Below are 18724 nucleotides of genomic sequence, written 5' to 3'. Positions count from 1 at the left end.
TTCTCGTCTTGACGAGGAGGCCTTCAGCCGTCCTTGGCGACGCGCCGGGTCAGGGCCGCGACGCCGATGCCCACCACCGCCAGCGCGATCCCGGCGACCACCCAGCCCACCAGGGCCAGCACCACGCCGGTCGCCGCGAAGAGGGTGAACTCCACCAGGAAACGGGCCGGTTCCGGGAGGCGCCGCGACGCGCGCGGGGCGATGAACAGACCCCAGATCGCGGCCGCCGCCACCGGCAGCAGGATCGCGTCGACGATCGCCAGCGCCAGGCCGCCGCCGAGTTGGGTGCCCGCCAGGGCCAAGCCGCCCAGGAGCGCCAGTTCGGTCAGGAACCGGATCGTCAGCACCACGCCCGCGACCCCGCTCAGGCGGGGAGTCGGCTCCGAAGTCATCCGCCCAGCGTAGGGCCCAGGTCCACTGTGGACGTTACGGATCCGGCCCGGCACCGTCCGTGATCTGCACCACAGGTCACCTGCTTGGCGTGGTGATGTTGCGGTTCCGAATCGGTCCACCTGACCGGGACGCGTCGCTGTAACGACCTTCCACCGCTGCTCGACGTGTCTAACGCATATCGCGACCGCGAGTCCAAGGAGCCTGGTAGATGACCACATGTCGACTCTGCGGTTCGACAAACACGGCCAGCGTCGTGGACCTCGGCGCGACTCCCCCGTGTGAGCGATTTTTGACCGCCGAGCAGCTCGACGAGCCGGAAGCCACCTTCCCGCTGCACCTCATCGTGTGCACCGAGTGCTGGCTGGCGCAGATCCCGCCGCTGATCGACCCGGACGACACCTTCACCGAATACGCCTACTTCTCGTCGTTCTCGACGTCGTGGGTGGAACACGCGAAGCGGTTCGTCGACGGCTCGGTCGAGCGGCTGGGGCTGGACGAGAAGTCGTTCGTCGTCGAGGTCGCCAGCAACGACGGCTACCTGCTCAAGCACGTCGTCGGCCACGGGATCCGGTGCCTGGGTGTCGAACCTTCGGTGAACGTCGGGCAGGCGGCGCGCGACGCCGGCGTGCCCACCCTGACCGCCTTCCTCTCCGAGGAAACCGGCCGTCAGGTGCGCGAGGAACACGGGCCGGCCGACCTGGTCGCCGCCAACAACGTCTACGCGCACATCCCCGACGTCCTCGGCTTCACCAAGGGCCTGCGCGCCCTGGTCGCGGACGACGGCTGGGTCTCCATCGAGGTCCAGCACCTGCTCACGCTGATCGAAAAGAACCAGTACGACACGATCTACCACGAGCACTTCCAGTACTACACGGTCGAATCCGCCCGCCGCGCGCTGGCGACCGGCGGCCTGACCGTGGTCGACGTCGAACTCGTGCCGACGCACGGCGGCTCGATCCGGCTGTGGGCACGTCCCGACGAGGTCGCGGGCGAGCCGAGCGAGCGGATGACCGACGTCCTGGAACGCGAAAAGGCCGCCGGGCTGCACGAGCTGTCCGGGTACACCGAGTTCGCCGAGCGCGTCACCCGCGTGCGGCTGGACCTGCTGAAGTTCCTCATCGAGGCGCGCAACGACGGGAAGACCGTCGTCGGCTACGGCGCCCCGGGCAAGGGCAACACCCTGCTGAACCACTGCGGGATCCGGACGGACCTGCTGAGCTACACCGTCGATCGCAATCCGTACAAGCACGGCCGTTTCACGCCGGGCACGCGCATTCCGGTGCTGCCCCCGGAACGGATCGAAGCCGATCGGCCCGACTACGTGCTCGTCCTCCCGTGGAACCTCCGGGAGGAACTGACCGAACAGCTGTCGTTCGTGGGTGCCTGGGGCGGAAAGCTCGTGTTCCCCATCCCCCGCCTGGAAATCGTCGAGGTGTCTTGAAGTGAAGGTCGTTCTCTTCTGCGGTGGTTACGGGATGCGGATGCGCAACGGCGCGGCCGACGACGTCCCCAAGCCGATGGCGATGGTCGGTCCGAGACCGCTCATCTGGCACGTCATGCGGTATTACGCCCACTTCGGGCACACCGAATTCATCCTGTGCCTGGGCTACGGCGCGGCGCACATCAAGAACTTCTTCCTGAACTACCAGGAAACCATTTCCAACGATTTCGTCCTGCGCAACGGCCAGGCAGAGCTGCTCTCGACCGACATCGCCGACTGGACGATCACCTTCGTGCAGACGGGCATCGAGTCGCCGATCGGTGAGCGCCTGCGCCGCGTCCGCGACTACCTCGACGGCGACGAGATGTTCCTCGCGAACTACGCCGACGTCCTGTCCGACGCGCCGCTGCCCGACATGATCGAGCGGTTCAAGAACACCGACGCCGGCGCGTCGATGATGGTCGTGCCGCCGCAGTCGTCGTTCCACTGCGTCGAGATGAACGAGGGCGGCATGGTCGGCGCGATCACCGCCGTCAGCGAGATGCCGCTGTGGGAGAACGGCGGGTACTTCGTGCTCCGCCAGGAGGTCTTCGACCACATCCCGGAGAACGGCGACCTGGTCGCCGACGGCTGCGGCGAGCTGGCCAAGCGCGGCCGTCTGCTGGCCTACCCGTACCGCGGGTTCTGGAAGCCGACCGACACGGTCAAGGAGCGCGCGGCGCTCGACGACGCGTACACGCACGGCAAGAAGCCCTGGGCGCTCTGGGAGCGGCCCGTCGCGAGCACCGCGTGATCGGGCTCCGGCCGGGACGGCTCGGCAGCGTCGTCGCCCTCGGCGCGCACTGCGACGACATCGCGATCGGCGCCGGCGGCACCCTGCTGACGATGTGCGGGTCGCGTCCGGGCCTGCGGGTCGACGCGCTGGTCCTCTCCGGCGGCGGCACGCCCCGCGAGGACGAGGAGCGCGCGGCGCTCGCGGCGTTCTGCCCCGGCGCGCAGGTCGACGTCACGGTGCTGAAACTCCCGGACGGCCGGTTCCCGGCGCACTGGGAAGAGGCCAAGAACGCGCTGGAGGAGCTGCGGCGCCGGACCGACCCGGACGTCATCCTGGCGCCGCGCACCGACGACGCGCACCAGGACCACCGCGGGCTCGCGAAGCTCGTGCCGACGGCGTTCCGCGACCACCTGGCGCTGGGCTACGAGATCGTCAAGTGGGACGGCGACCTCGGCGCGCCGTCGGTGTACCAGCCGCTCGACGACGACGTCGCCGAGGAAAAGGTCCGGCTGCTGCAGGCGCACTACGCGTCCCAGCGGCACCGTGGCTGGTACGACCGCGAGGCCTTCCTCGGTCTCGCCCGGATCCGCGGGATCGAAACGGCCGCGAAGTACGCCGAAGCGTTTTTCGTCAAGAAACTCACTCTCGACCTGAAGGGCTGAATTCGATGCGGGTGTTGCTGACGGGGCACAAGGGCTATCTGGGCACGGTGATGGCCCCGGTGCTCGCCGCGGCCGGCCACGAGGTCGTCGGCCTCGACTCCGGGCTGTTCGAGCAGTGCCTGCTCGGGCCCGCGCCGGCCGACCCGGGCGGCTACGAGGTCGACCTGCGCGACGTCACGGCCAAGCACGTCGCCGACGTCGACGCGGTGATCCACCTGGCCGCGCTGTCGAACGACCCGCTCGGCTCGCTCGCGCCCGAGCTGACCTACGACATCAACCACCACGCGTCGGTGAAGCTCGCGAAGCTGGCCAAGGACGCCGGCGTCAGCCGCTACCTCTACGCGTCGACCTGCTCGGTGTACGGCGCGGGCGGCGACAACCTGGTCGACGAGGACGCGCCGCTGAAGCCGGTGACGCCGTACGCCGAGTCGAAGGTCCGCGTCGAGGCCGACGTCCACGAGCTCGCCGACGACGACTTCACCCCGGTCTACATGCGCAACGCGACGGCGTTCGGCTACTCGCCCCGGCTGCGCGGCGACATCGTGCTGAACAACCTCACCGCGCACGCGCACCTGTCCGGCGAGGTGCTGGTGCTCTCCGACGGCACGCCGTGGCGGCCGCTGGTGCACGCCCAGGACATCGCCCGCGCGTTCACCGCCGCGCTGACGGCGCCGAAGGAGGCCGTGCACAACAAGGCCTTCAACATCGGCACCGAGGACAACAACGTCACCGTCGCCGAGATCGCGCAGGAGGTCGTCGAGGCCGTGCCGGGCTCGACGCTGAACATCACCGGCGAGGCCGGCGCCGACCCGCGCTCCTACCGCGTCGACTTCTCGCGCTTCCGCGACGCCATCCCGGGCTTCGCCTGCGAGTGGTCGGTCAAGGACGGCGCCGTCGAGCTGATCGAGGCCTACCGGAAGTTCGGCCTGACCAGGGAATCGTTCAACAAGCTGTTCACCAGGCTCGCCTGGCTGCGCAGCGAGGGCGAAGCCGGCCGCGTCGACGACACCCTGCGGCGGCACTAGTGCCGGGCTCGCAGCTGCGGTCGGGGGCGGAGCTGCACGCCCTGGTCGAGCGGCTGTACCCGATCTGCCGCAGCATCACCGGCGACGGCGTGCGGCAGACCCTGGACGTCATCGGCGAGCACATCACGCTCGAGCGGCACGAGGTCCCGACCGGCACCCAGGTGCTGGACTGGACGATCCCGCAGGAGTGGAACATCCGCGACGCCTACGTCGCCGCGCCTTCCGGTGAGCGGGTAATCGACTTCCGGGAGTCGAACCTGCACGTCGTCGGGTACAGCGTCCCGGTGTCCGAGCGGATGCCATTGAGCGAGCTGCGGGAGCACCTGCACACGCTGCCGGACCAGCCGTCGTGGGTGCCCTACCGGACCAGCTACTACGCCCCGGCCTGGGGATTCTGCCTCGCGCAGGAGAAGCTGGACGCGCTGCCCGACGGCGACTACGACGTCGTCGTCGACTCGACCCTGGCCGACGGCTCGCTCACCTACGGCGAGCACGTCGTCCCGGGCCGCGTCACCGACGAGGTCATCGTGTCGTGCCACGTGTGCCACCCGTCGCTGGCCAACGACAACCTCGCCGGCATCGCCGTCGCGATCTCGCTGGCCCAGCAGCTGGCTGAATCGCAGCCCCACTACACGTACCGGTTCCTGTTCATGCCGGGCACGATCGGCTCGATCACCTGGCTGGCGCGCAACTCCGACCGGATCGACAAGGTCAAGCACGGGCTGGTGCTGGCGTGCGCGGGTGACCCGGGCCCGCTGACGTACAAGAAGTCCCGCCGCGACGACGCCGAGATCGACCGCGTGGTGCAGCACGTGCTCCGCTCACGGGAGCACAAGGTCGTCGACTTCTCGCCCTACGGCTACGACGAGCGCCAGTTCTGCTCGCCGGGCTTCAACCTCGGCGTCGGCTCCCTGACGCGGACGCCGTACGCGGGCTACCCGGAGTACCACACCTCCGCCGACAACCCGGGTTTCGTCTCCCCGGCCGCCATGGAGGACACGCTCGGCGCGCTGCTCGACGCCTTCGGCGTCCTGGACCGCAACCGCCGGTACGTCAACCTCAGCCCGTACGGCGAGCCCCAGCTCGGCAAGCGCGGGCTGTACGGCTCGCTCGGCGGCCGCAGCGACGCCAAGGAAGCCCAGATGGCCATGCTCTGGGTGCTCAACCTGTCCGACGGCGACCACTCGCTCCTCGACATCGCCGAACGGGCCGGCCTGCCCTTCGACATCGTCGATGTCGCGGCGCGTGCCCTGCACGACGCCGGTCTGGTCAAGGAATGAGCAACGTGGCCAACCATCGCCGTGCCCCCCGCTCGCTGCTCCGGAACGGCGCCGTGCGCGCCATGGCCGGACGGCTGAGCTGGGGACTCGGCGACCAGGCGGTGTCGAGCCTCACCAACTTCGCGGTCGGGCTGTACGTGGCCCGCTCCCTCGGGACGTTCGCCTTCGGCATCTTCAGCCTCGCCTGGGTCACCTACGGCGTGGTGCTCAACGTCTCGCGCGGCCTGGCCACCGACCCGCTGATGGTGCGCTTCAGCGCCGTCTCGGCGGATCAGTGGCGCTCCGGCGTCGCGAGCGCGTCCGGCACCGCGATCGGTGTCGGCTGCGTGACCGGCGTGATCAGCCTCGTCGCGGGGCTGGCCGCGGGCGGCCCCCTCGGCAACGCGTTCGTCGCGCTCGCCATCGTGCTGCCGGGCCTGCTGCTGCAGGACGCCTGGCGCTTCGCGTTCTTCGCGCGCGGCGAAGGCAAGAAGGCGTTCATCAACGACTGCGTGTGGGGCGTGGCCCTGCTGCCGGCGCTGTTCATCGCCGCGCAGATCCACACCGTGGTCGCGTTCGTGCTGGCCTGGGGCCTCTCCGGCGCGGTCGCGGCGCTCTTCGGCTGGTTCCAGACCGGCGTCCTCCCGCACCCGCGCGAGATGGTCGGCTGGTTCCGGACCCAGCGGGACCTGAGCGTCCGTTACCTCGTCGAGAACGTCAGCAACAGCGGCGCGTCGCAGCTGCGCGCGTACGGCCTCGGCGCGATCGCCGGCATCACCGCCGTCGGCGCGGTCCGCGGGGCCGAGCAGCTGCTCGGCCCGTTCCTGGCCCTGCTCATGGGCCTGTCCCTGGTCACCGTCGCCGAGGGCGCGCGGGTGCTTCAGCGGGCGCCGCACCGGCTGAAGCACTTCTGCATCATCCTCGGCGGCGGCCAAGCCGCCGCCGCGCTGTGCTGGGGCCTGGCGCTGTTGCTCCTCCTCCCCGACTCGGCCGGCCGCTGGGTGATGGGCTCGGTGTGGGACTCGTCGTCCCCGCTGATCCTCCCGGTGACCCTCGCCGTGGTCGGCGCGAGCTTCTCGACCGGCGCCGCGGCCGGCCTGCGGGCCCTCGGCGCCGCCCCGCGGAGCCTGCGGTCCCAGCTGATCGCCTCCCTGTTCTACGTCACGTTCGGCATCACCGGTGCCTTCCTGGGTGGCGCGGCGGGATCCGCGTGGGGCGTCGCGACCGCCACGCTCACCGGTTCCGTCGTCTGGTGGCTGCAGCTGCGGCTCGGCCTGCGCGAGTACGTGCCACCGGCCCCGGACGACGCCGGGGCCAACGAAGCCACCATCGTCTTCGCGCCGCTCAAGGAGACGATCAACGAAATCACCGTGGTCTTCGAGCCGATCAAAGAGCCGATCAAGGAATGAGGACTCCATGACCACCGTCCCGCGGCTGAGCCTCGGCCTCCCGGTGTACAACGGCGAGGAGTACCTCGCCGAGTCACTGGACGCGCTGCTCGGCCAGACCTACGAGGACTACGAGCTGATCATCTCGGACAACGCGTCCACCGACGCGACCGACGAGATCTGCCGCCGCTACGCCGAGAAGGACTCGCGGATCCGCTACGTTCGCCAGCCGAAGAACATCGGCGCGACGCCGAACCACAACTTCGTGTTCGACGTGTCCCGCACCGAGCTCTTCAAGTGGGTCTCCCACGACGACCTCTACGCCCGCGACCTCCTCAAGCGCTGCATCGAGGCGCTCGACGAACGCCCGGACGTCATCCTCGCCCACTGCGACCAGGCCATCATCGACGGCGACGGCCGCATCGTCCAGCCGCTCGAGTACACGCTGAACACCGGCTCCCGGCACGCCCCGGACCGCTTCCGCAGCATCCTGTTCGAGCCCGGCGGCGACGACTTCTACGGCGTCATCCGCGCCGACGTCCTCCGCCGCGTCAAGCCGCTCGACAGCTACCACCACGCCGACCGCACGTACTCGGCCGAGATGGCCTTGCACGGCCCCTTCTACCAGGTGCCCGAGCTGCTGTACTTCCGCCGCGACCACCCGGGCCGCGCGGAACGTGCCAACCCGACCATCCGGAGCCGGTGCGCCAACCTCGACCCGCGGCGCGCGGACCGGCTCCGGAATCCCACCGTCCGCCTGGTCGGCGAGTACATCGTCGGGTTCGCCGACCTGATCCGGCGGGCCCCGATCTCGGGCGCCGACAAGCGCGAGTGCTTCCGGCACCTCGGCAGCTGGCTGACCGACCGCGCGCGTTCCGGCCACGGCGAGCGCGTCGAGGACCGCGCGCCGACCGCCTCCGACGTCGCGACGGTCAACGAGATCGTCGCCGGCCGGGAAGGCAGGCTCGCGTGAAGCGTGCCCCGCGCGTCGGCGTGTTCGGCCTGCTCGGCTCGGGGAACCTCGGCAACGACGGTTCCCTCGAGGCCGTGCTCGGCTACCTGCGCGCCGAGTACCCGGACGCGGTGCTGAGCGCCCTGGTGGGCGGCCCGGAGATCGTCCGCGAGCGGTACGGCCTCGACACCACGCCGCTGCACTGGAACCAGTCCGAGTACGAGACGGCGTCCGGCCTCCGATCGATCGTCCTCAAGGGACTCGGCAAGCTGGTCGACATCGGCCGCACGGCCGCCTGGGTCCGCAAGCAGGACGTCGTGATCGTGCCCGGCATGGGCGTCCTCGAAGCGACGCTTCCGTTGCGCCCCTGGGGTTTTCCGTATTCGCTGTTCCTCCTCTCTGCCACGGGAAAGCTCTTCGGGACGAAGGTGGCGCTGGTCAGCGTCGGCGCCAACGAGATCAGCGCACGGGCCACCCGGACGCTGGTCCGCTGGGTCGGCCGGCTCGCCGCCTACCGTTCCTACCGGGACGACATCTCCCGCGACGCGATGCGCGCCATGGGCGTCGACACCAGCCGCGACCAGGTGTACCCGGACCTCGCGTTCTCCCTTCCCACGCCGGACGGCGACGGCAAGCCGGGCACCGTCGGCGTCGGCGTGATGGCCTACTACGGCGGCAACGACGACCGCGCCGAGGCCGACCGGATCTACCGCCACTACGTCGACACGATGAACCGTTTTGTCGCTTGGCTCGTTGACCAGGACAGGCCGGTCCGGCTGTTCATCGGCGACCAGATCGACCGGCAGGTCGTCGACGAGATCATCGAGAAGACCGCTTCCCCGCTGGTGACGGCGGCCTCGGCGGAGACCCTGGACGAGCTGATGCACGAGATGGCCGCGGTGGACCGCGTGGTGGCGACGCGCTACCACAACGTGCTCTGCGCCCTGAAGGTCGCGAAACCGACCGTGGCGATCGGGTACGCGCCGAAGAACGACGTCCTCATGACGGAGATGGGGCTCGGCGGTTTCACCCAGCGGGCGAAGACCGTCGACTTCGACCGTCTCGTCGAGCAGTTCACCGAACTCGAGAACCGCTCGGCCGAACTGCGCCAGACACTGCTGGAACGGAACGAGATGAACGCGCAACGGCTCAAGGACCAGTTCGCCGCCCTTTCGGCGGCCCTCTTCGGGGGTGGGCGATGAAGGCCATTCCGGTGCCCGAAATCGAGGGCGTGTACCTGTTCGAACCGGCACCCCACGTCGACGAACGCGGCTTCTTCAGCCGCACCTTCGACCGCGAGGTCGTCGCGTCGGTCGGGATCGACCCGGACGGCTTCGCCCAGGACAGCCTTTCCCGCTCCCGCAAGGGAGTCGTGCGCGGGATGCACCTGCGCGGCGGGGCCGGCGAATCGAAGCTCGTGCGCTGTTCCCACGGCGCGATCTTCGACGTCGTGGTGGACCTCCGACCGGATTCCCCGACATTCCGAAATATCAAGACGTTCGAACTTTCGGGTGAGACGCAGGTTTCCGTGTACATCCCCGCGGGGTGCGCGCACGGATTCCAGTCACTCACAGATCCCTCCGACGTCTCGTACCGTATCGATCGGGCGCACAACCCGAACGAAGACATTACGATTTCGTACAAAGACCCTGAATTGGACATTTCCTGGCCACTGTCAGTCACAATGGTCAGTGACCGAGACGAACGTGCGCCGTCTCTCGGAGAGGCGTTGAAACCAACGAGGTGACCCCCATGGGAACGAACTTGCCCCGCTCCACGACGGCGAACGAGCGGCTGCACCGGGTCATCCCGGGCGGTGCGCACACTTACGCCAAGGGCTCGGACCAGTATCCCTTCGAGATGGCCCCGGTCATCTCCCACGGCCGCGGCGGCCACGTCTGGGACGTCGACGGCAACGAGTACATCGAGTACGGCGCCGGGCTGAGAGCGGTCAGCCTGGGTCACGCCCACCCCCGCGTCCTCGACGCCGTCCGCGGCGAACTGGAGAAGGGCAGCAACTTCATCCGCCCGTCGATCATCGAGGCCGACGCCGCCGAGCGGTTCCTCGAGAACGTCCCGACGGCCGACATGGTGAAGTTCACCAAGAACGGCTCCGACGCCACGACGGCGGCCGTGCGGCTGGCTCGCGCCGCGACCGGGCGCAAGCTCGTCGCCAAGTGCGCCGACCACGCCTTCTTCTCGACCGACGACTGGTTCATCGGCACCACGCCGATGAACGCGGGCATCCCGGACGAGACGACCGAGCAGACGGTGTCCTTCCCGTACGGCGACCTGCAGGCCGCGGAGGAGCTGCTGCAGCGCCACGACGGCGAGATCGCGTGCATGATCCTGGAGCCGGCCGCGGCGGTCGAACCGCCGCCGGGGTACCTGCAGGGCCTGCGGGACCTCGCCACGCGTCACGGCGTCGTGCTCGTCTTCGACGAGATGATCACCGGCTTCCGCTGGTCCGCCCACGGCGCGCAGGGCCTCTACGGCGTCACCCCGGACCTCTCGACGTTCGGCAAGGCACTCGGCAACGGCTTCGCCGTCTCCGCGCTCGCGGGCAAGCGGGAGCTGATGGAGATCGGCGGCCTGCACACCGACCGCGAACGGGTGTTCCTGCTCTCGACCACCCACGGTGCCGAAACCCACTCCCTCGCCGCCGCGATGGCCGTCATGGACGTCTACCGCGACGAGGACGTCATCGGCCGCATGCACGCCCTCGGCGACCGGCTCGCCGCCGGCGTCCGCGACGTCGCGGCCGGGATCGGCGTCGAGGACCACGTGGTCGTCCGCGGCCGGGCCAGCAACATGGTCTTCGGCACGCTCGACGAGGAAGGCAAGCCGTCGCAGCCGTACCGGACGCTGTTCCTGCGCGAGCTGATCTCCGGCGGCGTGCTCGGCCCGTCCTTCGTGGTCAGTGCCGCGCTCACCGAGGCGGACATCGACAAGACGATCGACGTGGTCGCCCAGGCCTGCACGGTCTACCGCAAGGCACTCGACGCCAGCGACCCCACGCCGTGGACGGGCGGCCGGCCGGTGCAGCCGGTCTTCCGCAAGTACGCCTGACCCGACGGGCCACGCCCCGCCCGGTGCCCGGTCTCGACCGGACACCGGGCGGTTCCGTCTCCACGGAAGCACGCCGGTTCGCCGCCCCGGGGAGCCGGATTCACTCCTTGGGTCCGATGAGGACACTCCAGGGTGACTGTTTTCCCGCCCGATCGTGCATAGCGTCCTGCCATGGGCAGATCTCGTGCGTTCCTCGTTGGTGCTTGCTCGCTCTTGATCGCCGTGGCCTGCCCGGCGATCGCGAGGGGTGCCGACGGGCCGGGGCCGGTGTGCGATCACCAGCCCGCGGCGTACGAAGAGGCGCCTTCCGGAGCGGTCTCCGTCGATCCGGGCGTCGACGGGGACCTTTCGGCCAAGACCGCGGCGAACCCGCCCGGCACCACGTTCTGGCTCCGCCCCGGCACCCACACCCTCGGCACCGACGAGTTCGGCCAGGTCGCCCCGAAGGACGGGGACGTCTACCTCGGCGCCCCGGGCGCGGTCGTCGACGGCCGCGGCGTCAACCGCGCGGCGTTCACCCAGCGGGCCCGTGACGTCGAGATCCGGAACCTGACGATCCGCGGCTTCGCGGCGCTGCAGGACCAGGGCGTGGTCAACCACGACTCCGGTGACGGCTGGCTCATCGAGAACGCCACCATCGAGAACAACGCCGGCGCCGCCCTGATGGCCGGCGCGCGGCAGGTCGTGCGGCACAGCTGCCTGCGGAACAACGGCCAGTACGGGCTCAACGCGTACCAGGCAGGCGACGGCATCACCGGGCTCGTGCTGGAGGGCAACGAGATCACCGGCAACAACACCGGCGACTGGGAGACCAAGGTCCCGGGCTGCGGCTGCAGCGGCGGGGCCAAGTTCTGGGCCGTGAACGGCGCCGACGTCCGCGGCAACTGGGTCCACGGCAACCACGGCGCCGGCCTGTGGGCCGACACCAACAACAACGACTTCCTCGTCGAAGACAACCTGTTCGAGGCCAACGACGCCGAGGCGCTGTTCTACGAGACGAGCTACAACCTGGTGCTGCGCGGCAACACCTTCCGCGGCAACAGCCTGGTCCAAGGCCGCGCGTTCGCGGCGCGCGGCGACAACTTCCCCGTGGCGACGGTGTACCTGTCGGAGTCGGGCGGCGAGCCACGAGTCCCGGCGCGGACGTCCGCCATCGACATCAGCGGGAACACGTTCGCCGACAACTGGTCCGGGATCACGCTGTGGGAGAACGCCGACCGCTTCTGCACGAGCCCGGCCAACACGTCTTCGGGCTACTGCACGAAGCTCGCGTCCCCGTCTTCGTGCTCGGCGGGCACCATCGCGAAGGCGCCGTCCTACGGCGACTGCCGCTGGAAGACGCAGCACGTGGAGGTTCACGGGAACACCTTCCGGTTCGATCCGGCACGGCTCGGGTGTACGAGTCTGTGCGGGCGGATGGCCCTGCTGTCGAACTACGGGACGTTCCCGGACTGGTCGCCCTACAAGGGAACCGCGGTCCAGGAGGCGATCACGTTCCGGCAGGACAACCGGTGGCACGACAACTCCTACGCGGGGCAGTGGACCTTCGTCGCGCATGACACCTCCAGGACGGTCGATCCTGCGGGCTGGCGGGCGGGCCCGTACTCGCAGGACGCGTGTTCTTCGTTCGACGGTGGGGCCGCCGGTTGCTGATCACGACTGTGACAGCGGGGTCCGACACTTTTCTCCGACGGCCGCGACAGCGGTGACGCTTTCCCTTGGCACACAAGGGAAAAGTCGCGACCGGTAAATTCCGGACACCTGGAGATCACCCGTTTCAGCGATGGTGTTCGCACGGGTGTTCGGTACCGTCGGAGACATGGCCACCCCGAGCCCCGTCTCCGAACCCCGCCGCCGCGACGCGATCGACGTCGTGGTGTTCGACGCCATGGGCGTCCTCTACTCGTGCGCCGACGACGTCGGCGAGCTGCTGGTCCCTTTCCTGCGCGGCAAGGGATGCGTCCTCGAACGACGTGACATCGACGACCTCTACCGCGCGTGCAGCCTCGGCAAGATGTCCTCCGCGGACTTCTGGGCGGCGGCGGGCGTACCCGGTGCCCCGGACGACGAATACTGCCGCGGCCACCGTCTCACCGACGGCGTCGTCACGGTGCTCGCCGAGCTCGACACCACCGGCGTGCGGCTCGCCTGTCTCAGCAACGACGTCAGCGAATGGTCCAAGCTGCTGCAGGAACGTTTCGGGCTCGCCGAGTTCATCACCGACTGGTTCGTCAGCGGCGATACCCGCGTGCGCAAACCCGATCCCGAAGCGTTCACCGGCCTGCGCCGGCGGCTCGACGTGGTGCCGGACCGCATCCTCCTGATCGACGACCGCGCGGAGAACGTCATGGCCGCGCGCGCCGCGGGGCTGCAGGCGCTGCGGTTCGGCTCGGCCGGTCTGTCCACAATGGACCAGCTACGAAGAGAGCTCAGACCGTGGTGAACCGCGAACTCGGCTCTCCCCGCAGCCGCCCGGAAGGCAGCCGCCGGTTGCAGAGCACCAGCAGGAGGTCCTGGGCCGCGCCGGTGAGCGGCGTGCCGGTGCCGTACGACCAGTCGAGATCGTCGGCACGCAGGGAGACGCCCGTCAGGTCGGTGCCGAAGTACTTCACCTGCTTCGGCTTGAGGCTGTTCAGGATCACTTCGATCCGGTCCAGGGGCACGTTCCGGTCGAGGTTCAGGGCAGTCGTGATGTCGAGGCCGTGGATCACGTCGTGGCTCAACGCGCCCTCCGCTCCCCCGCCCGGTGGCCGCCAGGGGTGTTCGGCGTTGTCGCGGAGCGAGGCGACGAGCGCCTCGGCCGACAGCTCGGCCGCTTCGCGGCGAGCCACCCGGTCGGCCATGTGGTTGAAGCGGCCGGCGGACTTCAGCATTTCGCGGGCGAACCGGCCGGTCGACATGCGAAACGGCATCGTCATGTGGGCAACCACCTCCGGCACGCGCCAGCCGGCGCACAACGTCGGCGTCGCCCATTCGGCCGGGGACAGGCCGTCGAGCACCACCGCCAGGTCACGGCGTTCCGCGGCGATCAGGTCCTGGATCATCGGGGTCTCCTTCACGAGTAGGTCACCCCACCGACGAACAGGCCGGGCGAAGACCGACACCCCCGTGGAACCGATCAGCCGAGCGGCCGGGCCCTGGTCAGAGGCGGTCCGCGACGCGGTCGACGACCCACGCCGTCGCCGGGACCACCGCCAGCGCGGCGCAGAAACCGCCGATCGCGTCCGTCGGGTAATGCGCGCCCAGGGCCACCTCGGCCCAGCCCATCGCGAGCCCGGCGACCACGGCCAGGCCGAGCAGCAGCGTCACCGCCGCGGTGCGGCCCAGGTGCAGGCGGTCGGCCACCAGCAGGCCGATGACCAGCGCGAGCGCCGTCGCGAGGGCCGTGTGCCCGCTCGGATAGGACAGGAACTCGCCGTGGATCGTGCGGCCGACGATCGGCTTGAGCACCGTCGTCACCGCGACCGTGGCGAGAACGCCGAGCACGGTCAGCACCGCGATCCGGACCCGGTGGGCCAGGAACCCGGCCAGGGCGATCAGCGCCACCAGGATCGTCGACCCGACGGGCTCGCCGCCGAAGTCGAAGATCAGCGCCACGTACCGCCACGGCGGCCGGACGCCGTCGATCGACGGCAGCACGGCCGCGTCGATCCCGGTCAGGCCGGAGTCGTGGAAGTGGAGGATGCCGAGCGCGACGAGCACCGCCGTCGCGAGCGCGCCCGTCATCGCCAGCGGGGTGCGCAGCGTGGCCGGCAGGGCCACGGGCGCGGTCCGGACGAGTTCCCTCACCCGTGCGCCTCGATCGCCGCCTGGTACCCGGAGATCAGCCGGTCCAGCCCGACCTCCGGGGTGAAGTCCTTCTCGTACCGGACGCGGGCCGCGTCGCCCATCTCCCGGTTCCGGTCGCCGACCACCTCGCGCAGCCGGTCCGCGAGCGAAGCCGCGTCGTTCGGCTGGTGCAGGAGGCCGGTCACGCCGTCCTCGACCAGTTCGGGTAACGCACCGTGGGCCGCCGCGACCGTCGGCACTCCGGCGGCCATCGCTTCGACGACCACGAGGCCGAACGCCTCCAGCCACGTCGACGGGGCCACCACCGCCACCGCGTCGGCCGTCAACGCGCGGCACTCCGCCTTGTTCCGCAGGCCCACGTACGAGACGTCGGAGCGGCCGTTCGCCCAGCCGGCGACCTCGTCCTGCATCGGGCCGGTACCCGCGATGACCAGCGGCACGCCCAGGGCGCCGCCGAGCCGGTCCCAGGCCCGCATGAGGAGCCCGACCCCCTTCTCCTCGGTGATGCGGCCGAGGAAGAGCACGTGGGTCCCGTCGCCGGTGCGGCGGACGCCGGGGTCGGTGACGAAGTTGTGCTTCACCGCCATCCGCTCGCCGGGCATGCCGGCCGACACCAGGAGGTCACGTTGGGCCGCCGAAATGCAGAAGAACCGGGAGACGCCCGTCCACCACCGGCGGCGGTTGGCGAGCATGCTGGCCGCCATCGGCACCGTCGCGGCGCTCGAGCCGCGGTAGCAGCCGTGCTTCACCGCGGGCAGCGGTGAGCCGCCGACGCACTCGGTGCAGATGTGGCCGTCGCGGTGCAGGGTGCCCGGCGGGCAGACCATCGTGTAGTTGTGCAGCGTCGCGACGGCGGGCACGCCCGCGTCCGCGCAGGCCGCGACCACCGACGGCGACAGCAGCGGGAACGTGTTGTGGATGTGCACGACGTCCGGGCGCGAGGCTCGCAGCCGGGCCGCGAGCTCCTTCCGGACCGCCGGGTTCCACGGGACCATGAGCGGGACGGCCGCCTTGCGGGGCAACGGCATCTGCGCGATGTCGTCGCTGCGGCGCTCGAACAACGACACCTTGTGCCCGCCCTCGGCGAGCAGCGACACCTCGGCGTCGACGACGTTGTTCTCCCCGCTCGGCTGCTCGGACCGGTATCGGTTGTGGACCACGAGCACCTTCACGCGCCTGCACCTCGCACGCTTGCCCCCTTCGACGGGATGAATGCTTCTTCGTCGGTCTGCGGCGCTCCCCGCACCAGCAGCGACGCGGCCAGCGCCAGGTGCAGCAGGTACGGCGACGCGTCGCCGAGCCCGGCTTCGGTGTAGGAGGCCGAAATGCAGTAGGTGATCAAGAAGATGGCGCACGCGCGAGCCAGTGACGGCGGGCGCAGCACCGCGACCACGACCAGCGTGAGGAGGAACGCGGCGACCAAGGCGATCCCGACGAACCCCTGCTCGTGGTAGATCGCGAGCCAGCTGTTGTCGATGGGGAGGCCGTCGTAGGACTTGTCCGTGAGGCCGACGCCGAAGATGTACTCCGACGTCGTCCGCGGGGCCTCGAGCAGCGCGTCCCACACCTTCGCGCGGCCGGTCAGGCTGGAGAAGTTGTCCGCGCTCTGGCCGCGGAGGAACCACGCCTGCAGCGCCCCGGCCAGCACGATGCCGGCGACGCCGCCGATGCCCGCCGTCCAGGCGAACACCTTGCGGGCGCGGGCACTGGTCAGCGCCATCGACAGGAAGGCCACCAGGAGCCCGGCGATCAGGCCGAGCGTCGCCGTGCGGGTGTGCGTGAGCAGCAGCAACCCGAGCACCGGCACCACGATGACCAACGCGCTGCGCCACGTCGTGCGGCGGCCGAACCAGAGAAGGAGCGTGAGTCCCGCGATGACCGCGGCGTATTGGCCGATCTGCGGCGGGGTGAGCGGCCAGACCGCGCCCGAAAGGCGGCCGCCGTACTCCTCCGGCATGGCGTTGCCCGGCGAGATGACCAGTCCGATCGCGACCGACGCCAGCACGATCCCGTACGTCCGGATATGGGAGCGGACGAACGCGAACCCGCCGTCCCACCAGCGGGTCAGCAGCCAGAGCGTCGACACGAACACGGTCAGCCGGAAGCACCGGAAGAGCGCGCCCGCGCCTTCCTTCAGGTCGGCGCTGGCGAGGATGCTGGACAGCAGCAGCAACGTCAGCAGCAGCAGGTACGCGCTCGGCCGGATCCGCAGGTGCTTGTTCAGCACCAGCGCGATCACGAAGGCCGTCATCAGCGAGCCCATCGTGACCAGCTGGCTGACCGAGCGCGGCAGCGGGATGACCGTCTTCGCGCCGGTCGAGCCGAGCGTGTTGATGATCAGCAGGGCCCAGGCCAAGGCCGCCCACTTGGGCGCCGAGGACACGGGCTCGGTCGTGGCTTCGCCCCGGATTCCCGCCACTCCGGTGTGTGCCGCCATGTCAGCCCCCGCCCTGCGCGGTGAACGTGCTTCCGGTGTCCTGCGAGTACGGCGACCCTTCCCACTCGCCGATCTCGACGACGCGGTCGGTGGTGTAGGGGATGAACGTCCACGGCCCGGCGTAGCTGTTGTCGTGCCAGCGGTTGTCCTGCTTGTACGTGATCGCCTCCTGGACCACGGCACCCTTGTAGGGCGACCAGTCCGGGTAGGTGCCGAAGTTCGACAGCAGGGCCATCCGGCCGCACGACGCCTGGCAGCCGACCACGGACGGGTCCAGCACGAACTTGTTGTCGTGGATGTCGACGTGCTGGGTCTTCCAGCGGCAGTCGCTCAGCAGGGGCTCGGTACTGATGGCCGGGGCCGCGCACTTCTTCACGTCGGGCACCAGCCGGGTGCAGTCACCGGAGGAGGTGTTGGCCGGGCTGTTGCAGTACCGATCCGCGTTCTCCCACAGCGTGATCCCGGACCAGTTGTTCTCCAGGTAGTTGCGGGAGATCTCCAGCTTCGCGGTGCGCGCCTTGATCCGCGGCTCGCCGCCGGACTCGGAGATGTAGATCGCCGGCGTCGGGAAGTTGTCACCCTTGTCGGCGTACTTGCGGCCGTCGACCCAGTTGTTCTTCCGGATCGTGTTGTCGCGGATGATCGCGTTGTAGCTGATCTCGTAGATGATCGCGGCGCTGTCGTTGTTCTCGATGAGGTTGCCCTCGATGAGGAAGTCGTTGTTGTTGGTGTCGGCCCACAGCCCGGTGCCGTGGTTGTCGTGCACCCAGTTGCCGCGCACGTCGGCGCCGTTGACGTCCCAGAACTTGACGCCACCGGTGCAGCCGCAGCCGTCGATCTTCGTTTCCCAGTCGCCCGTGTTGTTGCCGGCGATCTCGTTGCCCTCGACGACCAGCGCGGTGATCGGGGTGCTGCCGGAGAAGGCGTTGATCCCGTACTGGCCGTTGCGGCGCAGGCAGTTCCCGCGCACCTGCTGGCGCGCGCCCGCCATCAGCCCGGCACCGTCGTTGTCCTGGATCGTGGAGTGCTCGATCACCCAGCCGTCGCCCGAGTCGTGGTTGACGACGCCTTCGTCGCGCGGCGCCGCGAAGCCCTGCACGGTCAGGTAGGTGAGCTTGACGTTGGCCGCGTGCCCGGTGAACGCGTACTGGTTGACCTTCCGGCCGTCGAGGATCGCGCCGGGCGCGCCGACGTAGACGTCGCCGTCCTTCGGGGAGACCTGGTCGTACTTGTCGTCGCCGAGGACGTGCTTGCCCGGCTTGAGCCAGAACGTCGTGCCCGGGCCGGCCGTGCGGGTCTTCACGGCGAGGTCGTTCGGGATCGCCGGGTCGACGACCACCGCACCCGCCGGCGCCGCCGTCGGGCCGGCCGGCTCCTTGTCGCAGACCGCCGCGACCGACCCGCTGGGTGCCGACGTCGCCTGGGCCGGGCCGCTGTCGTCGGGGCTGCTGGAGCACGCCGCGAGCGTGAGCAGCACACCGAGCAGCGGAGCGGCACGGCTGAGTCGGGAACGGCGGGCTGTCACGGGCGGGTC

Annotated in this window: 18 protein-coding genes; 12 read left to right on the top strand and 6 right to left on the bottom strand. The window is 69.9% G+C overall.

Going from position 1 to position 18724, the window contains the following annotated elements; translation table 11 throughout:
* Positions 1–23: 23 nt before the first annotated feature.
* Entirely contained in the window at positions 24–392 is a 369-nt protein-coding gene (locus VA596_RS20635; protein WP_323329451.1) for a YrdB family protein, read from the bottom strand.
* A gap of 209 nt (positions 393–601) precedes the next feature.
* Here VA596_RS20635 and VA596_RS20630 point away from each other — a divergent pair, with 209 nt between their 5' ends.
* The 12 genes from VA596_RS20630 to VA596_RS20575 all read left to right on the top strand — a co-directional run bounded on the left by VA596_RS20630 (position 602) and on the right by VA596_RS20575 (position 13407).
* On the top strand, positions 602–1834 hold the full coding sequence (locus VA596_RS20630; RefSeq protein ID WP_323329450.1) for a class I SAM-dependent methyltransferase: 1233 nt from the start codon (positions 602–604) through the stop codon (positions 1832–1834).
* Position 1835: 1 nt separating this feature from the next.
* Complete coding sequence (locus VA596_RS20625; RefSeq protein WP_323329449.1) at positions 1836–2627, top strand: glycosyltransferase family protein; 792 nt, start codon at positions 1836–1838, stop codon at positions 2625–2627.
* Positions 2624–3271 (top strand): PIG-L deacetylase family protein, encoded by a 648-nt coding sequence (locus VA596_RS20620; protein WP_323329448.1) that lies wholly within the window; start codon positions 2624–2626, stop codon positions 3269–3271. The genes VA596_RS20625 and VA596_RS20620 overlap by 4 nt, the downstream gene beginning before the upstream one ends.
* Positions 3272–3276: 5 nt before the next feature.
* A complete protein-coding gene (locus VA596_RS20615) occupies positions 3277–4296 on the top strand; it encodes an NAD-dependent epimerase/dehydratase family protein (protein WP_323329447.1) in 1020 nt (339 codons plus the stop codon).
* A complete protein-coding gene (locus tag VA596_RS20610; protein WP_323329446.1) occupies positions 4296–5576 on the top strand; it encodes a DUF4910 domain-containing protein in 1281 nt (426 codons plus the stop codon). Before VA596_RS20615 ends, VA596_RS20610 begins: the two co-directional genes overlap by 1 nt.
* Positions 5573–6964: an MATE family efflux transporter gene (locus VA596_RS20605; RefSeq protein ID WP_323329445.1), complete on the top strand. Its 1392-nt coding sequence runs from the start codon at positions 5573–5575 to the stop codon at positions 6962–6964. The genes VA596_RS20610 and VA596_RS20605 overlap by 4 nt, the downstream gene beginning before the upstream one ends.
* Positions 6965–6971: 7 nt before the next feature.
* Positions 6972–7916, top strand: coding sequence for a glycosyltransferase family 2 protein (locus VA596_RS20600; protein WP_323329444.1), 945 nt, complete (start codon positions 6972–6974; stop codon positions 7914–7916).
* Entirely contained in the window at positions 7913–9097 is a 1185-nt protein-coding gene (locus VA596_RS20595) for a polysaccharide pyruvyl transferase family protein (protein WP_323329443.1), read from the top strand. The genes VA596_RS20600 and VA596_RS20595 overlap by 4 nt, the downstream gene beginning before the upstream one ends.
* Positions 9094–9642 (top strand): dTDP-4-dehydrorhamnose 3,5-epimerase family protein, encoded by a 549-nt coding sequence (locus tag VA596_RS20590; protein ID WP_323329442.1) that lies wholly within the window; start codon positions 9094–9096, stop codon positions 9640–9642. Before VA596_RS20595 ends, VA596_RS20590 begins: the two co-directional genes overlap by 4 nt.
* 5 nt (positions 9643–9647) lie before the next feature.
* Positions 9648–10964 (top strand): glutamate-1-semialdehyde 2,1-aminomutase, encoded by a 1317-nt coding sequence (locus VA596_RS20585; RefSeq protein WP_323329441.1) that lies wholly within the window; start codon positions 9648–9650, stop codon positions 10962–10964.
* Positions 10965–11135: 171 nt separating this feature from the next.
* A complete protein-coding gene (locus VA596_RS20580) occupies positions 11136–12617 on the top strand; it encodes a right-handed parallel beta-helix repeat-containing protein (RefSeq protein WP_323329440.1) in 1482 nt (493 codons plus the stop codon).
* A 166-nt stretch (positions 12618–12783) separates the two neighbouring features.
* A complete protein-coding gene (locus tag VA596_RS20575) occupies positions 12784–13407 on the top strand; it encodes an HAD family hydrolase (protein WP_323329439.1) in 624 nt (207 codons plus the stop codon).
* Here VA596_RS20575 and VA596_RS20570 read toward each other — a convergent pair.
* The 5 genes from VA596_RS20570 to VA596_RS20550 form a co-directional block, all read right to left on the bottom strand.
* A complete protein-coding gene (locus tag VA596_RS20570; protein ID WP_323329438.1) occupies positions 13394–14008 on the bottom strand; it encodes a maleylpyruvate isomerase family mycothiol-dependent enzyme in 615 nt (204 codons plus the stop codon). The two genes, VA596_RS20575 and VA596_RS20570, sit on opposite strands and share 14 nt — an antisense overlap.
* A 97-nt stretch (positions 14009–14105) precedes the next feature.
* Complete coding sequence (locus VA596_RS20565) at positions 14106–14753, bottom strand: phosphatase PAP2 family protein (protein WP_323329437.1); 648 nt, start codon at positions 14751–14753, stop codon at positions 14106–14108.
* A complete protein-coding gene (locus VA596_RS20560; protein ID WP_323329436.1) occupies positions 14750–15925 on the bottom strand; it encodes a glycosyltransferase in 1176 nt (391 codons plus the stop codon). The genes VA596_RS20565 and VA596_RS20560 overlap by 4 nt, the downstream gene beginning before the upstream one ends.
* Positions 15922–17190 (bottom strand): O-antigen ligase domain-containing protein, encoded by a 1269-nt coding sequence (locus VA596_RS20555; protein ID WP_410171908.1) that lies wholly within the window; start codon positions 17188–17190, stop codon positions 15922–15924. The genes VA596_RS20560 and VA596_RS20555 overlap by 4 nt, the downstream gene beginning before the upstream one ends.
* A gap of 1 nt (position 17191) precedes the next feature.
* On the bottom strand, positions 17192–18715 hold the full coding sequence (locus VA596_RS20550) for a right-handed parallel beta-helix repeat-containing protein (RefSeq protein ID WP_323329435.1): 1524 nt from the start codon (positions 18713–18715) through the stop codon (positions 17192–17194).
* Positions 18716–18724: the final 9 nt, after the last annotated feature.

The organism is Amycolatopsis heterodermiae, from assembly GCF_034929455.1.
Taxonomy (GTDB): domain Bacteria; phylum Actinomycetota; class Actinomycetes; order Mycobacteriales; family Pseudonocardiaceae; genus Amycolatopsis; species Amycolatopsis heterodermiae.
The sequence above is the reverse complement of the archived record's forward strand: the minus strand, read 5'-3'. Positions and strand labels throughout refer to the sequence as shown.